This is a genomic window from Streptomyces sp. NPDC025806 (assembly GCF_055558275.1).
Genome location: NZ_JBVHMU010000003.1, coordinates 203,548 through 219,326 on the forward strand (window position 1 = coordinate 203,548; position 15,779 = coordinate 219,326).

Below are 15,779 nucleotides of genomic sequence, written 5' to 3' on the forward strand. Positions count from 1 at the left end.
GCTATGGGAGACATCGCCGCGAGGGAACTCATCTCCCTCGCCGACGACGAGGGGAACAGTGTCACCGTCAGCGTTCTGGGGCGCAGCCCCAGATGGAGTGCCGGGCTCGATGCCGAGATCGTCGTCAGGACGCCGTTCGTGTCCGGTCGTCTCGGCCTGGTGCTGTCGGCCTCGAAGCTGGACAGCTGGGCCGTCGCGTTGAACAGGCTCGATGCCGGCGAAGACGTGGTCTGGATGGAGTGGGACAGAGGGCCGTCCCTCTCCGTCCGGCTCACCGGCGAGCGCGACTGCCCCGAGGTGGTCGTGGAGGACGAGTCGGGTTCCATGGTCACCGTTCGGGTGCCGATCGTCCCGCCGGACGACTGGATCGCTGACCACCGGCAACGCCTGCGCGAGGTGATGCAACTCTGGGTTCCGATGCTGTCGGGGTAGGGAGACGAGCCTCTGTCGGCAGCAGGGCGCACATCCCTCCCCTTCCCGGAGATCCCGTCGGCCCCGGCACCCCGACACCCCGACACCCCCAGCGCCCTGCGCCGAAACTCGCTGGTCGCCCGGCTCTGGGATGGGGAGACTGGTGGGCGTGTTCCTGACGATCAGTACCACCGGTACCCCTGAACGCCCCGCGACCGACCTCGGGTTCCTGCTGCACAAGCATCCCGAGAACGCGCAGACGTTCTCCACCTCCTACGGCACCGCGCACGTCCTCTACCCCGAGGCGAGCGCGGAGCGGTGCACGGCCGCGCTGCTGCTGGAGGTCGATCCGGTCGCGCTGGTGAGGCGCGGCAGGGGCAAGGGCGGCAAGGGGCGTGGCGGTGCGGCCGACGCGTCGCTCGCCCAGTACGTGAACGACCGGCCCTACGCGGCGTCGTCGCTGTTGGCGGTCGCGCTCAGCGCGGTGTTCTCCAGCGCGCTGCGCGGGGTGTGCGCGGCGCGTCCCGAGCGGGCCGAGGAGGCCATGCCGCTGCGCATCGAGGTGCCCGCGCTGCCCGCGCGGGGCGGCCCCGACCTCGTACGGAAGCTGTTCGAGCCGCTCGGGTGGGCGGTCACGGTGGCGACGGTGCCGCTCGACGAGAAGTTCCCCGAGTGGGGGGACTCGCGGTACGTGCGGCTCGTCCTGGAGGGGGAGCTGCGGCTCGCGCAGGCGCTGCGGCACCTGTACGTGCTGCTGCCCGTGCTCGACGACGCCAAGCACTACTGGGTGTCCGCCGACGAGGTCGACAAGCTGTTGCGGGCCGGGGACGGCTGGCTGGCGGGGCACCCTGAGCAGAAGCTGATCACCAGCCGCTATCTGGCGCGGCGCTGGTCGCTGACCAGGGAGGCGCTCGGCCGGCTTGAGCTGGTGCGGCTCGCGGACGCGGACGACACCGAGGTCGAGGCGATCGACAACGCGGTGGACGAGACGGCGGACACGGAGGAGCGGCCCGTTCCGCTCGCGGTGCGGCGGCGTGAGGCGATCGTCGGCGCGCTGCGGGAGGCCGGGGCGGCGCGGGTGCTCGATCTGGGCTGCGGCCAGGGTCAGTTGGTGCAGGAGCTGCTCAAGGACCCGCGGTTCACCGAGATCGTCGGCATGGACGTGTCCGTGCGCGCCCTCACCATCGCGGCCCGGCGGCTCAAGCTGGACCGCATGGGGGAGCGGCAGGCCGCGCGCGTCGAGCTGCGGCAGGGCTCGCTCGCGTACACCGACAAGCGGCTCAAGGGGTACGACGCGGCCGTGCTGAGCGAGGTCGTCGAGCACCTCGACCTGCCGCGGCTGCCGGCGCTGGAGTACGCGGTGTTCGGTTCCGCGCGGCCCCGCACGGTGCTCGTGACCACGCCGAACGTGGAGTACAACGTCCGCTGGGAGTCCCTGCCCGCCGGGCACGCGCGGCACGGCGACCACCGGTTCGAGTGGACGCGCGCCGAGTTCCGGGAGTGGGCCGGGCGGGTCGCCGAGCGGCACGGTTACGAGGTCGCGTACGTGGCCGTCGGGCCCGACGACCCCGAGGTGGGGCCGCCGACGCAGATGGCGGTCTTCACCCTGAACGACACCCCCGCCCCGGGCGGGACCGCGAGGACCACCGAAGAGAACAAGCGCGCCGAGAAGGAGGCGAAGGACGGATGAGCGGGATCGACAGGGACATCGACATCGACCAGCGGGAGAGCGGGCGGACGCTGCCCGTCACCGACCTGAGCCTCGTCGTGCTGATCGGTGCGTCGGGATCGGGCAAGTCCACCTTCGCCCGCGCCCACTTCAAGGCGACCGAGATCATCTCCAGCGACTTCTGCCGGGGCCTGGTCGCCGACGACGAGAACGACCAGAGCGCCAGCCGTGACGCGTTCGACGTGCTCCACTACATCGCCGGCAAGCGGCTCGCCGCGGGACGGCTCACCGTCGTCGACGCGACCAACGTGCAGCAGGAGAGCCGCCGTCAGCTGGTCGAGCTGGCCCGCAAGCACGACGTGCTGCCCATCGCGATCGTCCTCGACGTGCCCGAGGACGTCTGCGCCGCGCGGAACGCGGCCCGCACCGACCGCGCCGACATGCCCCGCCGCGTCATCACCCGGCACACCCGCGAACTGCGCCGCTCCCTGCGCCACCTGGAGCGCGAGGGCTTCCGCAAGGTGCACGTCCTGCGCGGCGCCGAGGAGATCGCGCACGCCGGTGTCGTGCGCGAGAAGCGGTACAACGACCTGACGCACCTCTCCGGCCCGTTCGACATCATCGGCGACATCCACGGCTGCGCGGCGGAACTGGAGACCCTGCTCGGCGCGTTGGGCTATGTGGACGGCGCGCACCCGGAGGGGCGCACGGCCGTGTTCGTCGGCGACCTCGTCGACCGGGGGCCCGACACCCCGGGCGTCCTGCGCCGCGTCATGGGCATGGTCAGAGCGGGTACCGCGCTGTGCGTGCCCGGCAACCACGAGAACAAGCTGGAGCGCTGGCTCAAGGGCCGCAACGTGCAGCACACGCACGGCCTCGCCGAGACGATCCAGCAGCTGGAGAAGGAGAGCGAGGAGTTCCGCACCGAGGTCCGTGAGTTCGTGCACGGCCTCGTCAGCCACTACGTGCTCGACGGCGGCAAGCTCGTCGTCTGCCACGCGGGCCTGCCCGAGCAGTACCACGGCCGCACCTCGGGCCGGGTGCGCTCGCACGCGCTCTACGGGGACACCACCGGGGAGACCGATGAGTTCGGGCTGCCCGTGCGCTACCCGTGGGCGGAGGACTACCGCGGCAAGGCGGCCGTCGTCTACGGCCACACCCCGGTGCCGAACGCCACGTGGCTCAACAACACCATCTGCCTCGACACCGGCGTCGTCTTCGGCGGCAAGCTCACCGCGCTGCGCTGGCCGGAGCGCGAACTCGTCGACGTACCGGCCCAGCAGGTCTGGTACGAGCCGGCGCGACCGCTCGCCACGGAGGCGCCCGGCGGGCACGAGGGCCGGCCGCTCGACCTCGCCGACGTGCAGGGGCGCCGCACCGTCGAGACCCGGCACGCCGGGCGCGTCGCCGTGCGCGAGGAGAACGCGGCGGCGGCCCTGGAGGTCATGAGCCGCTTCGCCGTCGACCCGCGGCTCGTGCCGTACCTGCCGCCGACCATGGCGCCCACCGCCACGTCCGAGGTGGGGGCCCGCGGCGGAGCCGCTGAAGGAGACTTCCTGGAGCACCCGGCGGAGGCGTTCGCCCAGTACGCGGCGGACGGCGTGGCCCGGGTCGTGTGCGAGGAGAAGCACATGGGCTCGCGGGCCGTGGCGCTCGTGTGCCGGGACGCGGCGACCGCGCGCGAGCGGTTCGGCGTGGACGACGAGTCGGTCACCGGCTCGCTCTACACCCGGACCGGCCGGCCGTTCTTCGACGACGCCGAGACCACCGAGGCCGTCCTCACCCGGGTGCGGGACGCGGTCACCGCGGCCGGCCTGTGGGAGGAGCTCGACACCGACTGGCTGCTCCTGGACGGCGAGCTGATGCCCTGGTCGCTCAAGGCGTCCGGGCTGCTGCGCTCGCAGTACGCGGCGGTCGGCGCGGCCTCCGGCGCGGTGTTCCCCGGCGTCCTCGCGGCGCTGGAGACGGCCGCCGCGCGCGGGGTCGACGTGGGCGACCTGCTGGAGCGGCAGCGGGGCCGGGCCGCCGACGCCGCCGCGTTCACGGACGCGTACCGGCGCTACTGCTGGACCACGGACGGGCTCGACGGGGTGCGGTTCGCCCCGTTCCAGATCCTCGCCGTGCGCGGCCGGTCGCTGGCAGCGCTGCCCCACGACGAGCAGCTGTCGCTCATCGACCGCGTCGTCGCGCACGACGGGTCGGGTCTGCTGCGGACGACCCGGCGGCTGTTCGTCGACACGGGAGACGCCGAGTCCGTGCGGGCCGGCGTCGACTGGTGGCTGGAGATGACCGGGCGCGGCGGCGAGGGCATGGTCGTGAAGCCGGTAGGGGCGCTCGTCCGGGACGGGAAGGGGCGGCTCGTGCAGCCCGGCATCAAATGCCGCGGGCGCGAGTACCTCCGGATCGTCTACGGGCCCGAGTACACACGGCCGGAGAATCTCGCGAAGCTGCGGCAGCGGTTCCTCGGGCACAAGCGGTCCCTGGCGATCCGCGAGTACGGGCTGGGCCTCGAGGCGCTCGAGAGGCTGGCCGGGGGTGAGCCGCTCTGGCGGGTGCACGAGGCGGTGTTCGGGGTGCTGGCGCTGGAGTCGGAGCCGGTCGACCCTCGGCTGTGATGTAGCGCTCGGGCCTGAGGGGGCGCCCACGCGACGGTCGGGTTCGGCGCGTGGGCGGCCCTCCCGCCGTCGTGGCCGGCCACGCCCGCGGCGGAGCCGCTGACCGACACCGCCCCGCGCCCCATCGGAACCGCGCGTGCGTAACCCGCGCGCGAGCGGCCCCCGCGGGGGAAAGATGGCCCCATGGGATTCCATGTCGACTCCGAGGCCGGGCGGCTGCGCCGCGTCATCTTGCACCGCCCCGATCTGGAGCTGAAGCGCCTGACGCCGAGCAACAAGGACCAGCTGCTCTTCGACGACGTGCTCTGGGTACGCAGGGCACGTCAGGAACACGACGGCTTCGCCGACGTGCTGCGCGACCGCGGTGTCACCGTTCATCTCTTCGGCGACCTGCTCACCGAGACGCTGGGCCTCGACACCGCCCGCTCCCTCGTCCTGGACCGCGTCTTCGACGAGAAGGAGTACGGCCCGCTGGCCACCGACCACCTGCGGGCCGCCTTCGAGACGCTGCCGGAGCAGGAGCTGGCCACGGCGCTGATCGGCGGCATGACCAAACGCGAGTTCCTCGAAGCGCACCCGGAGCCGACCTCCGTGCGCTTCCACGCGATGGAGCTGGACGACTTCCTGCTCCGGCCGCTGCCCAACCACCTGTTCACCCGGGACACCTCCGCGTGGATCTACGACGGCGTGTCCATCAACGCGATGCGGCTGCCCGCCCGGCAGCGCGAGACCGTGCACTTCGAGGCGATCTACCGGCACCACCCGCTCTTCCGCGACGAGGACTTCCGCCTGTGGTCGCAGGGGCAGGCCGACTACCCGTCGACGATCGAGGGCGGTGACGTCCTCGTCATCGGGGAGGGCGCCGTCCTCATCGGCATGAGCGAGCGCACGACCCCGCAGGCCGTGGAGATGCTCGCGCACAAGCTGTTCGCGGCCGGCTCGGCCCGCACGATCGTGGCGCTCGACATGCCCAAGCGACGGGCGTTCATGCACCTGGACACGGTGATGACGATGGTCGACGGGGACACCTTCACGCAGTACGCCGGGCTCGGCATGCTGCGCTCCTACACGATCGAGCCGGGCACCTCGGAGCGGGAGCTGAAGGTCACCGACCATCCGCCGGAGCACATGCACCGGGCGATCGCCGCCGCCCTCGGGCTGAGCGAGATCCGGGTGCTCACCGCGACGCAGGACGTGCACGCCGCCGAGCGGGAACAGTGGGACGACGGGTGCAACGTGCTGGCCGTCGAGCCCGGCGTCGTCGTCGCGTACGAGCGGAACGCGACCACGAACACGTTCCTGCGCAAGCAGGGCATCGAGGTGATCGAGATCCCCGGCAGCGAGCTCGGCCGCGGGCGGGGCGGCCCGCGCTGCATGAGCTGCCCGGTGGAGCGGGACCCGGTGTCCGGCTAGGCGCGGAGGCCGGCCGGGGCCCCGGGGCGGGCACGGGCGCGGGCGCGGGGACGGGCTTCACGGACAGGGGCGCTGTATATAAATGTGGAACATCGTATAGACTTCCAGTGTTGTGATGTCGTCCCTCAGCCTGCCAGGAGCACCTCCATGAATCTCACCGGCCGCCACTTCCTCAAGGAGCTGGACTTCACCGCCGAGGAGTTCCGCGGGCTGGTGGAGCTGGCCGCCGAGCTCAAGGCCGCCAAGAAGGCGGGGACGGAGCCCCAGTACCTCAAGGGCAGGAACATCGCCCTGATCTTCGAGAAGCCCTCCACCCGCACCCGCTGTTCCTTCGAGGTGGCGGCCGCCGACCAGGGCGCCTCGACGACGTACATCGACCCGAGCGGCTCCCACATCGGCAAGAAGGAGTCGAGCAAGGACACGGCCCGGGTCCTCGGCCGGATGTTCGACGCGATCGAGTTCCGGGGCGACGCCCAGGAGACCGTCGAGACGCTCGCCGCCCACGCGGGCGTGCCGGTCTACAACGGCCTGACGGACGACTGGCACCCCACCCAGATGCTCGCCGACGTGCTCACGATGACCGAGCACAGCACCAAGCCGCTCACGGACATCGCCTTCGCGTACCTGGGCGACGCCCGGTTCAACATGGGGAACTCGTACCTGGTCACCGGCGCCCTGCTCGGCATGGACGTGCGGATCGTCGCGCCGAAGGCCTACTGGCCGGCCGAGGAGATCGTCGCGAAGGCCCGCGAGCTCGCGGCGGCCAGCGGTGCGCGGATCACCCTCACCGAGACGGTCGAGGAGGGTGTCCTCGGCGCCGACTTCGTCGTCACCGACGTGTGGGTGTCGATGGGCGAGCCCGCGGAGATCTGGGACGAGCGGATCAAGGCCCTCACGCCGTACGCCGTCACGATGGACGTGCTGCGGGCGACCGGGACAGCGGACGTGAAGTTCCTGCACTGCCTCCCCGCCTTCCACGACCTCGGCACCAAGGTCGGGCGCGAGATCCACGACAAGTACGGCCTGGAGTCCCTCGAGGTCACCGACGAGGTCTTCGAGTCCGAGCACTCCGTCGTCTTCGACGAGGCGGAGAACCGGATGCACACCATCAAGGCCGTCATGGTCGCCACCCTCGGCCGCACCCCGGGCGCCTGACCCGGCCCGGAGCGCCCTCGCCCCCGTAAGGCAGCCCAAACCCCTGTAACGCAGCCCGAATCGTCGTAGAACAACAGCAACCGTTCACACTGATGGGGCCGGACCACCCTCTCCGGCCCCACCGGCATGCGGCCCACCCCGCCGCGCCCGCACCACCAGAAAAGAGCACCACCCCATGCCGTCGACGCCGCCCCCCACCGGCCCGCGCATCAAGTCGCCCGAGACCCTCATCGCCGAATCGGGCGCCGACCTGGAAGGCCACGGCCTCAAGCGCACCATGGGGCTGTTCCAGCTCGTGTGCTTCGGCGTCGGCGCGATCGTCGGCACCGGCATCTTCGTCGGCCTGTCCGACACGGTCGCCGACGCCGGACCCGCCGTGATCGTCTCCTTCGTCCTCGCCGCGATCACCTGCATCTTCACGGCGTTCTCCTTCGCCGAGCTGGGCGGCGCGATCCCCGTCTCCGGCTCCTCGTACTCCTTCGCCTACGCCGCACTCGGCGAACGCGTCGCGTTCCTCGTCGGCTGGTGCCTGCTCCTGGAGTACGGCATCTCCGTCTCGGCCGTCGCCGTCGGCTGGAGCCAGTACCTCAACGAACTGCTCGACAGCCTCTTCGGCGTCCAGCTGCCCACCGCGCTGTCCGCGGGACCCGCCGACGGCGGCGTCATCAACCTACCGGCCGTCGTCGTCATGGCGATGGCCGCGGCCCTCCTCGTGCGCGGCATCCGCGAGAGCGCCCGCGCCACCGCAGCCATGGCCGTCCTCAAGATCGGCATCCTGCTGGCCTTCTGCGCGATCGCCTTCAGCGCCTTCCAGGACGGCAACCTCACGCCGTTCCTGAAGGAGGGCGTCGGCGGCGTCACCTCCGGCGCCTCGCTGGCCTTCTTCTCGTACATCGGCTTCGACGCCGTCACCACCGCCGGCGAGGAGGTCAAGAACCCGCGGCGGAACATCCCGCTCGCGATCATGATCTGCATCGGCCTCGTCACGCTGCTCTACTGCGCGGTCGCCGTCGCGGCCATCGGCGCGCTCGGCGCGGACGCCGTCGGCGACAAGCCCGCCGCGCTCTCCCTCGTCGTCGACCAGGTCACCGACTCCACGGTCGGCGGCGGCATCGTCGCCTTCGGCGCGGTCGTCGCCATCGCGTCCGTCGTCCTCGCCGTGATGTACGGGCAGACCCGCATCCTGATGTCGATGTCCCGGGACGGGCTGATCCCGCGCGTCTTCGAGCGGGTCTCCCCGAAGACCTCCACGCCGGTGCGCGGCACGCTGATCGTGGCGTCGGTCTTCGCGGTCCCGGCCGCGTTCTCCTCGCTCGACGTCGTCGTGAACCTGACGACCATCGGCACCCTCGCCACCATGGTCGTCGTGAACATCGCGGTCATCGCGCTGCGCCGCTCGCGCCCCGACCTTAAGCGCTCGTTCCGGGTGCCGCTGTACCCGCTCAGCCCGGTCCTGGGCGTCGGCTTCTGCATGTACCTGATCTGGGGGACGGGCTGGACGACCTGGGTCCAGTTCGCCGTGTTCCTCGTCGTCGGCGCGCTCGTCTACGCGTTCTACGGGCGCCGCAACTCCCGGCTCGGGTCCGCTCAGGCACAGACCGCCTGAGCCCTGGTTCTACGGGACCTAGGGCCTTTCGTTCGGCCCTAGTCCTCGGACGCGGGGCGCTGGCGCGGCACCGCGGGGAGCGTGAACCACACCGCCTTGCCGGAATCGGTGGGGCGGTGCCCGCACGAGGCCGACAGGGTCCGGATCAGCAGCAGGCCCCGCCCGTGCTCCTGCCAGGGGTCCGGCGCCTCGGCGTCGTCCGGATTCGTGAGATCCGAAGGCGGAGCCGGGTCCGGATCGTGCACCTCGACCTGACAGCCGGTCTCCAGAAGCTCCACGACCAGCTCGATCGGCGCGTCCCCCGTCGTGTGCTCCACCGCGTTCGCCACCAGCTCCGCCGTCAGCAGCTCGGCGGTGTCCGTGTCGGCGCCCGGCGGCTCGATGTCACCCAGGGCGGTACGGACGAGGGCGCGGGCGACCGGCACGGCGGCGGCCGTGTGCGGCAGGGCGATGCGCCACGACATGGGGGTGGAGGGACTGGGCAAGGCGGGTCCTGAGGGCGGGGGGCTCGGGGGCTGGCGTACTCGGAGCTGCTGTCTCTGGGGCTGCTGTCTGTGGAGCTGCTGTGTCTGTGGTGCTGCTGTCTCTGGGGCGGGGGGCCCGTTCTGCTCGGTCGGCTGGGCTGTGCCGGGTCGGCGATGGTTCCGCCGGTCCGGCTCGGGGTGACTGTCCTGCTTTCGACCGTATGAATGGTACGGCGTGTGCGCCAGGGTCTCCTGGCGGCGGTCTCCCGGGCCCTTCGTCCCGGGCCGTCGCCCGTGCGGTGCGGGGCCCGGCACTCTCATCATGCCCAGCGCCCCGCCGTTCTATCGCGCACTCGTGACGGCAGTCACGAAGCGGTGATAACTTCGAGAGGAGGAGCCGCCGGGAACCCCGCCGTAGGAGGCCGCACGCGCATGAGTCCCTTCACCGGATCCGCCCCCCGCACCGAGAAGTGGCGCCACCTGGACTACGCCGTGGACGCGCATGGCGTCGCCACGGTGACCCTGGCCCGGCCCGAGAAACTCAACGCGCTCACCTTCGGCGCCTACGCCGACCTGCGCGACCTGCTCGCCGAGCTGTCCCGCGAGAAGTCCGTACGCGTCCTGGTCCTGGCCGGTGAGGGCCGCGGATTCTGCTCCGGCGGCGACGTCGACGAGATCATCGGCGCCACCCTCGGCATGGACACTGCCCAGCTCCTCGACTTCAACCGGATGACGGGCCAGGTCGTACGGGCCCTGCGCGAGGCCCCGTTCCCGGTGGTCGCCGCCCTGCACGGGGTCGCCGCGGGCGCCGGAGCCGTCCTCGCGCTCGCCGCCGACTTCCGCGTCGCCGACCCCAGCACCCGCTTCGCCTTCCTGTTCACGAAGGTCGGCCTGTCCGGCGGCGACATGGGCGCCGCCTATCTGCTGCCCCGCGTCGTCGGCCTCGGCCACGCCACCCGCCTGCTCATGCTCGGCGACCCCGTGCGCGCGCCCGAGGCCGAGCGGATCGGCCTGATCAGCCAGCTCACCGACGAGGGCGACGCCGACACGGCCGCACAGGCCCTCGCCCGGCGCCTCGCCGAGGGCCCCGCGCTCGCGTACGCGCAGACCAAGGCGCTGCTCACCTCCGAGCTCGACATGCCGCTCGCCGCGTCCGTCGAGCTGGACGCCGCGACGCAGGCGCTCCTGATGAACGGCGAGGACTACGCCGAGTTCCACGCGGCCTTCACCGAGAAGCGCCCGCCGAAGTGGCAGGGGAGGTGAGCGCGCCCGTGCCCGCTCAGCGCATCGCCGTGATCGGCGGCGGCCCCGGCGGCCTGTACGCCGCCGCGCTCCTCAAACGTCTCGACCCCGCCCGCGAGATCACGGTCTGGGAGCGCAACGCGCCGGACGACACCTTCGGCTTCGGCGTCGTCCTGTCCGACGAGACCCTCGGCGGCATCGAGCACGCCGACCCCGTCGTGTACGCGGCGCTCCAGGACGAGTTCGTGCGCTGGGACGACATCGACATCGTGCACCGCGGCGCCCGGCACACCTCCGGCGGCCACGGCTTCGCCGCGCTCGGCCGGCGCCGCCTCCTGGAGATCCTGCAGAGCCGCTGCCGGCAGCTCGGCGTCGACCTCCGCTTCCGCACCGAGGCACCCCCGGCCGCCGAACTCAGCGCCTCCTACGACCTGGTCGTCGCCGCGGACGGGGTGAACAGCCGCACCCGCGCCGCCCACGCCGACGCGTTCGGACCGCACATCGAGGAGCACCGCAACCGCTACATCTGGCTCGCCGCCGACTTCGCCTTCGACGCCTTCCGCTTCGAGATCGCGGAGACCGAGCACGGCGTCATGCAGCTGCACGGCTACCCCTTCGACGCGGAGCGCTCCACCGTCATCGTCGAGATGCGCGAGGAGGTGTGGCGGGCCGCCGGGTTCGCGGACGCCGACGTGCGCGCGTCGATCGACACCTGCGCCAAGATCTTCGCCGACGCGCTCGGCGGACGCGGTCTGACCTCCAACAACTCCGCCTGGCTCACCTTCCGCACCGTCGTCAACGACCGCTGGTCGCACGGCAACCTCGTCCTCATCGGCGACGCCGCGCACACCGCGCACTTCTCCATCGGCTCCGGCACCAAGCTCGCCGTCGAGGACGCGCTCGCCCTCGCCGCCTGCCTCCACGAGCACCCCACCACCGAGACGGCCCTCAAGGCGTACGAGGCGGAGCGGCGGCCCGTCGTCGCCTCCACGCAGCGCGCGGCGCGGGCCAGTCTCGCCTGGTTCGAAGAGCTCGGCCGCTACCTCGACCAGCCGCCGCTCCAGTTCGCCTTCAACCTGCTCACCCGCAGCCGCCGCGTCACGCACGACAACCTGCGGCTGCGCGACCCCGCCTTCACCGAGTCCGTCGAGCGCGAGTTCGGCTGCCCCGAGGGCACGCCCCCGATGTTCACCCCGTTCCGGCTGCGCGGCCTCGCCCTGCGCAACCGGGTCGTCGTCTCGCCCATGGACATGTACTCGGCGGTCGACGGCGTCCCCGGCGACTTCCACCTCGTCCACCTCGGCGCGCGGGCGCTCGGCGGCGCCGGTGTCGTCATGACGGAGATGGTGTGCGTCAGCCCCGAGGGCCGCATCACCCCCGGCTGCGCGGGCCTCTACACCGACGAGCAGGCCGCCGCCTGGACCCGGATCGCCGACTTCGTGCACGCCCAGTCGCCCGGCACCGGGATCGGCCTCCAGCTCGGTCACTCGGGCCGCAAGGGCTCCACCCGGCTCATGTGGGAGGGCATGGACGAGCCCCTGCCCGACCCGGACGACAACTGGCCCGTGGTGGCCCCCTCGCCCCTGCGCTACAAGCCGGACAACCAGCTCCCGCGCGAGCTGTCCGTCCCCGAACTGGACGCGATCCGCGAGGAGTTCACGGCTTCCGCCCGCCGTGCGGCCCGCGCCGGATTCGACCTCCTCGAACTCCACTGCGCCCACGGCTACCTGCTGTCCAGCTTCCTCTCACCGCTCACGAACCGCCGCACGGACGCCTACGGCGGCTCCCTGGAGGCCCGGCTGAAGTTCCCGCTGGAGGTCTTCGACGCGGTCCGCGAGGTCTGGCCCGAGGACCGGCCCATGACCGTCCGGATCTCCGCGACGGACTGGGCCGAAGGGGGACTCGACGGGGACGACGCGGTCGCCGTCGCGCGGGCCTTCGCCGCGCACGGGGCCGATGCGATCGACGTGTCCACGGGGCAGGTCGTCGCGGAGGAGCGTCCCGCGTACGGGCGTTCCTACCAGGTGCCGTACGCGGACCGGATCCGCAACGAGGCGGGCGTTCCCGTCATCGCCGTCGGGGCGATCTCGTCGTGGGACGACGTGAACTCGCTCGTCCTCGCGGGGCGGACGGATCTGTGTGCGCTGGGGCGACCGCACCTCTACGACCCGCACTGGACGGTGCACGCTGCCGCGGAGCAGGGGTATGCGGGGCCCGGCGCGGTGTGGCCGGCGCCTTACCGTGCCGGTAGCCGCCGCCCCCAGACGGGCCGCCTGGACGCGCCCAAACCCCGCCTGGTCCTGCCCGACTGAGCGATCGTCGGGGGCTGCGGCCCGGTGGGGGCTGGTCGCGCAGTTCCCCGCGCCCCTCAGGTGAGTGCCACATGCGGCCGTCGTCCGACTGCTGCGCCGTCGTGGTTGCTCGCGCAGTTCCCCGCGCCCCTGGAGATGCGCACTTCGTGCGCGATCTCCATCGGGGCGGTGCCCTATCGGGGAAATGCGACGCGAAGCGTCTGCATTTCAGGGGCGCGGGGAACTGCGCGAGAAGCCCCACCGGCCCGCGGCCCGCGACGAGACCTAGGAACCCGCGGCGCGCACGTATCCCGCCGCCGCATCGCGCAGCAACCCGTCCAGCGCCCGGAAGACCTCGAACGCCCGCACCCCCGGCCAGTCCACCGGCAACAGCTCCCGCGGCAACCCGGGATCCGCGTAAGGAAGATGCCGCCAGGAGTCCACGGCCAGCAGATGATCCCGGTAGGCGAGGCGCGGGTCGGCGACAGGGCGGCCCTCCCAGGCCCGCAGCACCCCTTCGTGCTCGTCGAGGAACGCCTCGTACAGCTTCGCGAGGGCCGGCAGATCCCACCAGCGGGCCACCGCCTCGGCCGTCGCCGCGAACCCCAGATGCTCGCCCCGGAACAGCTCGACGTACCCGGCGCAGCCGATCCGTTCGAGCGTGTGCCGCGTCTCCTCGTACAGCCCGGCGGGCGCCAGCCACACGCCGGGCGCGGCCGTGCCGAAGCCCAGCCCGCTGAGCGTCGACCGCAGCACGTGCCGCCGCGCCCGCTCGGACTCCGGCACGGAGAACACGGCGAGGACCCAGCCCCCGCCCGCCTCCGGCGTCCCGTAGACCCGCCGGTCGCCGTCGTCGAGGAGCTGGCGGGCGTCGTCGGACAGGGCGTACGCGGCGGCGCCGGCCTCGGTGCGGGCGGGCACGAGGAGCCCGCGCCGCTTGAGCCGGGAGACCGCCGAGCGGACCGACGGCGCGTCGACCCCGGCCGCGCCGAGCAGCCGGATCAGTTCGGCGACGGGCACGGGCCCGGGGAAGTCCCGCCCGTGCGCTCCGTAGAGCGTGACGATGAGGGACCGGGGGGTGTGAAGGGGCTGCTCGGACACGTGATCACTGTACGGTCCGCCCTGCTCGCGCACTCCGGGATCACCCCGCGTCCGGGGCCGCTCCGCCGCCGCTCGGCCCCCGCAGCCGGAACCGCTGCAGTTTCCCCGTCGCCGTACGCGGCAGCGCGTCCAGGAACTCGATGACGCGCGGGCACTTGTACGGCACCAGCTCCGCCTTCACGAACTCGCGCAGCGCCTCCGGATCGCGGCGCGCGCCCGGCCGCAGCACGACGTGCGCGACGGCGATCTGCCCGCGCGCCTCGTCGGGCCGCGCCACGACCGCGACCTCCGTCACGTCGGGATGCTTGAGCAGCGCGTCCTCGACCTCGGGCCCCGGGATGTTGTACCCCGCAGAGATGATCATGTCGTCGGCGCGGGCGAGATAGCGGAAGTAGCCGTCGGGCTCGCGGACATAGGTGTCCCCCGTGACGTTCCAGCCGTGGCGTACGTACGTGGTCTGGCGCTCGTCGGCGAGATAGCGGCAGCCGACCGGACCGCGCACCGCGAGCAACCCAGGCTCCCCGTCCGGGAGTTCGGCCCCCGACTCGTCCACGATCCGGGCCTGCCAGCCGGGTACGGGCACGCCCGTGGTGCCGGGCCGGATCGCCTCGTCGGCCGCCGAGATGAAGATGTGCAGGAGTTCGGTGGCGCCGATCCCGTTGATGATCCGCAGTCCGGTCGCCTCGTGCCAGGCCTCCCACGTGGCCGCCGGCAGGTTCTCCCCGGCGGAGACGCAGCGCCGCAGCGAGGACACGTCGTGCGCACCTTCGGCCATCTCGGCGAGCATCGCGCGGTACGCGGTCGGCGCCGTGAACAGCACCGACACCCGGTGCTCGGCGATCGCGGGCAACAGCTGGCGCGGGCCCGCCTGTTCGAGGAGCAGCGCACTGGCGCCCGCCCGCAGCGGGAAGATCACGAGGCCGCCGAGACCGAAGGTGAAGCCGAGCGGCGGGCTGCCCGCGAACACGTCGTCCGGTGTGGGCCGCAGCACGTGCCGTGAGAACGTGTCGGCGATGGCGAGCACGTCCCGGTGGAAGTGCATGCACCCCTTGGGTCGGCCGGTCGTCCCGGACGTGAACGCGATGAGCGCGACGTCGTCCGCCGCCGTCTCCACCGCCTCGTACGTGTCCGGCTTCCCGGCGGCCAGGGCCAGCAGGTCCTCCGGACCGTCCCCGCCGAACGTCGCGATCCGCAGCCCCGGGACCTCGGCCTTGAGCAGGTCGTCCACCACGCGGACGTCGCACAGCGCGTGCCGCACCTGTGCGATCTCGCACATCGTGGCCAGCTCCGCGGACCGCTGCTGCGCCAGCACCGTGACGGTCACCCCGCCCGCCTTCATCACGGCGAGCCAACAGGCGGCCAGATGACGGGTGGTGGGGCCGCGCAGCAGCACCCGGTTGCCCGGGACGACACCGAGGTCGTCGGTCAGGACGTGCGCGATCCGGTCGACCGTGGCCTTCAACTCCCCGTACGTCCACGGCGGTTCGCCGGAGGAGTGGAAGGCCGGCCGGTCCGCCCCGAACCGCTCCGCCGTCGCGTCGAGCAACTCGGCGCCGCAGTTCAGGCGCTGCGGGTACCGGAGCTCGGGCAGCTCGACGACGAGCCCGGGCCACAGCTCGGCGGCCGGCAGGTGGTCGCGGGCGAACGTGTCCGTGTACGCCGAGGGCGACAGCGGGGGCGGAGCGGTGGACGGGCCGGACTGCGGATCGTGCGGTGCGGACGGTGAGGTCATCGCCGGGCGCCCCCTTGCCGTGTGGGCCCGCACGCCGGATGGGCGCGCCGGGCCGTCGCGTTGACGCGACTGCTGATGGC

11 protein-coding genes are annotated in these 15,779 nt (G+C 72.5%); 8 read left to right on the forward strand and 3 right to left on the reverse strand.

The genetic code is table 11. From position 1 onward, the window contains the following. The first annotated feature begins 3 nt into the window (after positions 1 to 3). From ACZ4E1_RS08035 to ACZ4E1_RS08060, 6 genes are all read left to right on the forward strand, one after another. The gene (locus ACZ4E1_RS08035; RefSeq protein WP_467536947.1) at positions 4 to 432 is read left to right on the forward strand and encodes a DUF5959 family protein; all 429 of its coding nucleotides are present in this window, start codon (positions 4 to 6) and stop codon (positions 430 to 432) included. Positions 433 to 580: 148 nt separating this feature from the next. Continuing rightward, positions 581 to 2,101, forward strand: a complete 1,521-nt coding sequence (locus ACZ4E1_RS08040; RefSeq protein WP_467536949.1) for a 3' terminal RNA ribose 2'-O-methyltransferase Hen1 — start codon at positions 581 to 583, stop codon at positions 2,099 to 2,101. Beyond that, positions 2,098 to 4,695 (forward strand): polynucleotide kinase-phosphatase, encoded by a 2,598-nt coding sequence (locus ACZ4E1_RS08045; protein ID WP_467536950.1) that lies wholly within the window; start codon positions 2,098 to 2,100, stop codon positions 4,693 to 4,695. Before ACZ4E1_RS08040 ends, ACZ4E1_RS08045 begins: the two co-directional genes overlap by 4 nt. A 183-nt stretch (positions 4,696 to 4,878) precedes the next feature. Beyond that, positions 4,879 to 6,108: an arginine deiminase gene (locus ACZ4E1_RS08050; protein WP_467536952.1), complete on the forward strand. Its 1,230-nt coding sequence runs from the start codon at positions 4,879 to 4,881 to the stop codon at positions 6,106 to 6,108. 147 nt (positions 6,109 to 6,255) lie between these two features. Continuing rightward, positions 6,256 to 7,263 carry an ornithine carbamoyltransferase gene (gene argF, locus ACZ4E1_RS08055; protein WP_467536955.1) on the forward strand — a complete coding sequence of 336 codons (1,008 nt, stop codon included), beginning with the start codon at positions 6,256 to 6,258 and terminating at the stop codon, positions 7,261 to 7,263. A gap of 175 nt (positions 7,264 to 7,438) precedes the next feature. Then, positions 7,439 to 8,869 (forward strand): amino acid permease, encoded by a 1,431-nt coding sequence (locus tag ACZ4E1_RS08060; protein WP_467536957.1) that lies wholly within the window; start codon positions 7,439 to 7,441, stop codon positions 8,867 to 8,869. A gap of 38 nt (positions 8,870 to 8,907) precedes the next feature. On the opposite strand, the gene ACZ4E1_RS08065 is transcribed toward ACZ4E1_RS08060, so the two are convergent. Next, complete coding sequence (locus ACZ4E1_RS08065; protein ID WP_467537592.1) at positions 8,908 to 9,333, reverse strand: ATP-binding protein; 426 nt, start codon at positions 9,331 to 9,333, stop codon at positions 8,908 to 8,910. Positions 9,334 to 9,765: 432 nt separating this feature from the next. Between ACZ4E1_RS08065 and ACZ4E1_RS08070 the strand changes: the two genes are divergently transcribed. Further along, a complete protein-coding gene (locus tag ACZ4E1_RS08070) occupies positions 9,766 to 10,596 on the forward strand; it encodes an enoyl-CoA hydratase family protein (RefSeq protein WP_467536959.1) in 831 nt (276 codons plus the stop codon). Then, entirely contained in the window at positions 10,581 to 12,887 is a 2,307-nt protein-coding gene (locus tag ACZ4E1_RS08075; RefSeq protein WP_467536961.1) for a bifunctional salicylyl-CoA 5-hydroxylase/oxidoreductase, read from the forward strand. Before ACZ4E1_RS08070 ends, ACZ4E1_RS08075 begins: the two co-directional genes overlap by 16 nt. A 264-nt stretch (positions 12,888 to 13,151) precedes the next feature. Here the strand turns inward: ACZ4E1_RS08075 and ACZ4E1_RS08080 are convergent, their stop codons facing one another. Continuing rightward, complete coding sequence (locus ACZ4E1_RS08080; RefSeq protein ID WP_467536964.1) at positions 13,152 to 13,967, reverse strand: PaaX family transcriptional regulator; 816 nt, start codon at positions 13,965 to 13,967, stop codon at positions 13,152 to 13,154. A 40-nt stretch (positions 13,968 to 14,007) separates the two neighbouring features. Then, positions 14,008 to 15,699, reverse strand: coding sequence for an AMP-binding protein (locus tag ACZ4E1_RS08085; RefSeq protein ID WP_467536966.1), 1,692 nt, complete (start codon positions 15,697 to 15,699; stop codon positions 14,008 to 14,010). Positions 15,700 to 15,779: the final 80 nt, after the last annotated feature.

What these genes read in the sequence shown, in the direction of transcription:
- ACZ4E1_RS08065 (WP_467537592.1), bottom strand. Translation starts at nt 9,333, where the DNA reads ATGTCGTGGCGCATCGCCCTGCCGCACACGGCCGCCGCCGTGCCGGTC.
- ACZ4E1_RS08060 (WP_467536957.1), top strand. Translation starts at nt 7,439, where the DNA reads ATGCCGTCGACGCCGCCCCCCACCGGCCCGCGCATCAAGTCGCCCGAG.
- argF (WP_467536955.1), top strand. Translation starts at nt 6,256, where the DNA reads ATGAATCTCACCGGCCGCCACTTCCTCAAGGAGCTGGACTTCACCGCC.
- ACZ4E1_RS08085 (WP_467536966.1), bottom strand. Translation starts at nt 15,699, where the DNA reads ATGACCTCACCGTCCGCACCGCACGATCCGCAGTCCGGCCCGTCCACC.
- ACZ4E1_RS08045 (WP_467536950.1), top strand. Translation starts at nt 2,098, where the DNA reads ATGAGCGGGATCGACAGGGACATCGACATCGACCAGCGGGAGAGCGGG.
- ACZ4E1_RS08035 (WP_467536947.1), top strand. Translation starts at nt 4, where the DNA reads ATGGGAGACATCGCCGCGAGGGAACTCATCTCCCTCGCCGACGACGAG.
- ACZ4E1_RS08070 (WP_467536959.1), top strand. Translation starts at nt 9,766, where the DNA reads ATGAGTCCCTTCACCGGATCCGCCCCCCGCACCGAGAAGTGGCGCCAC.
- ACZ4E1_RS08050 (WP_467536952.1), top strand. Translation starts at nt 4,879, where the DNA reads ATGGGATTCCATGTCGACTCCGAGGCCGGGCGGCTGCGCCGCGTCATC.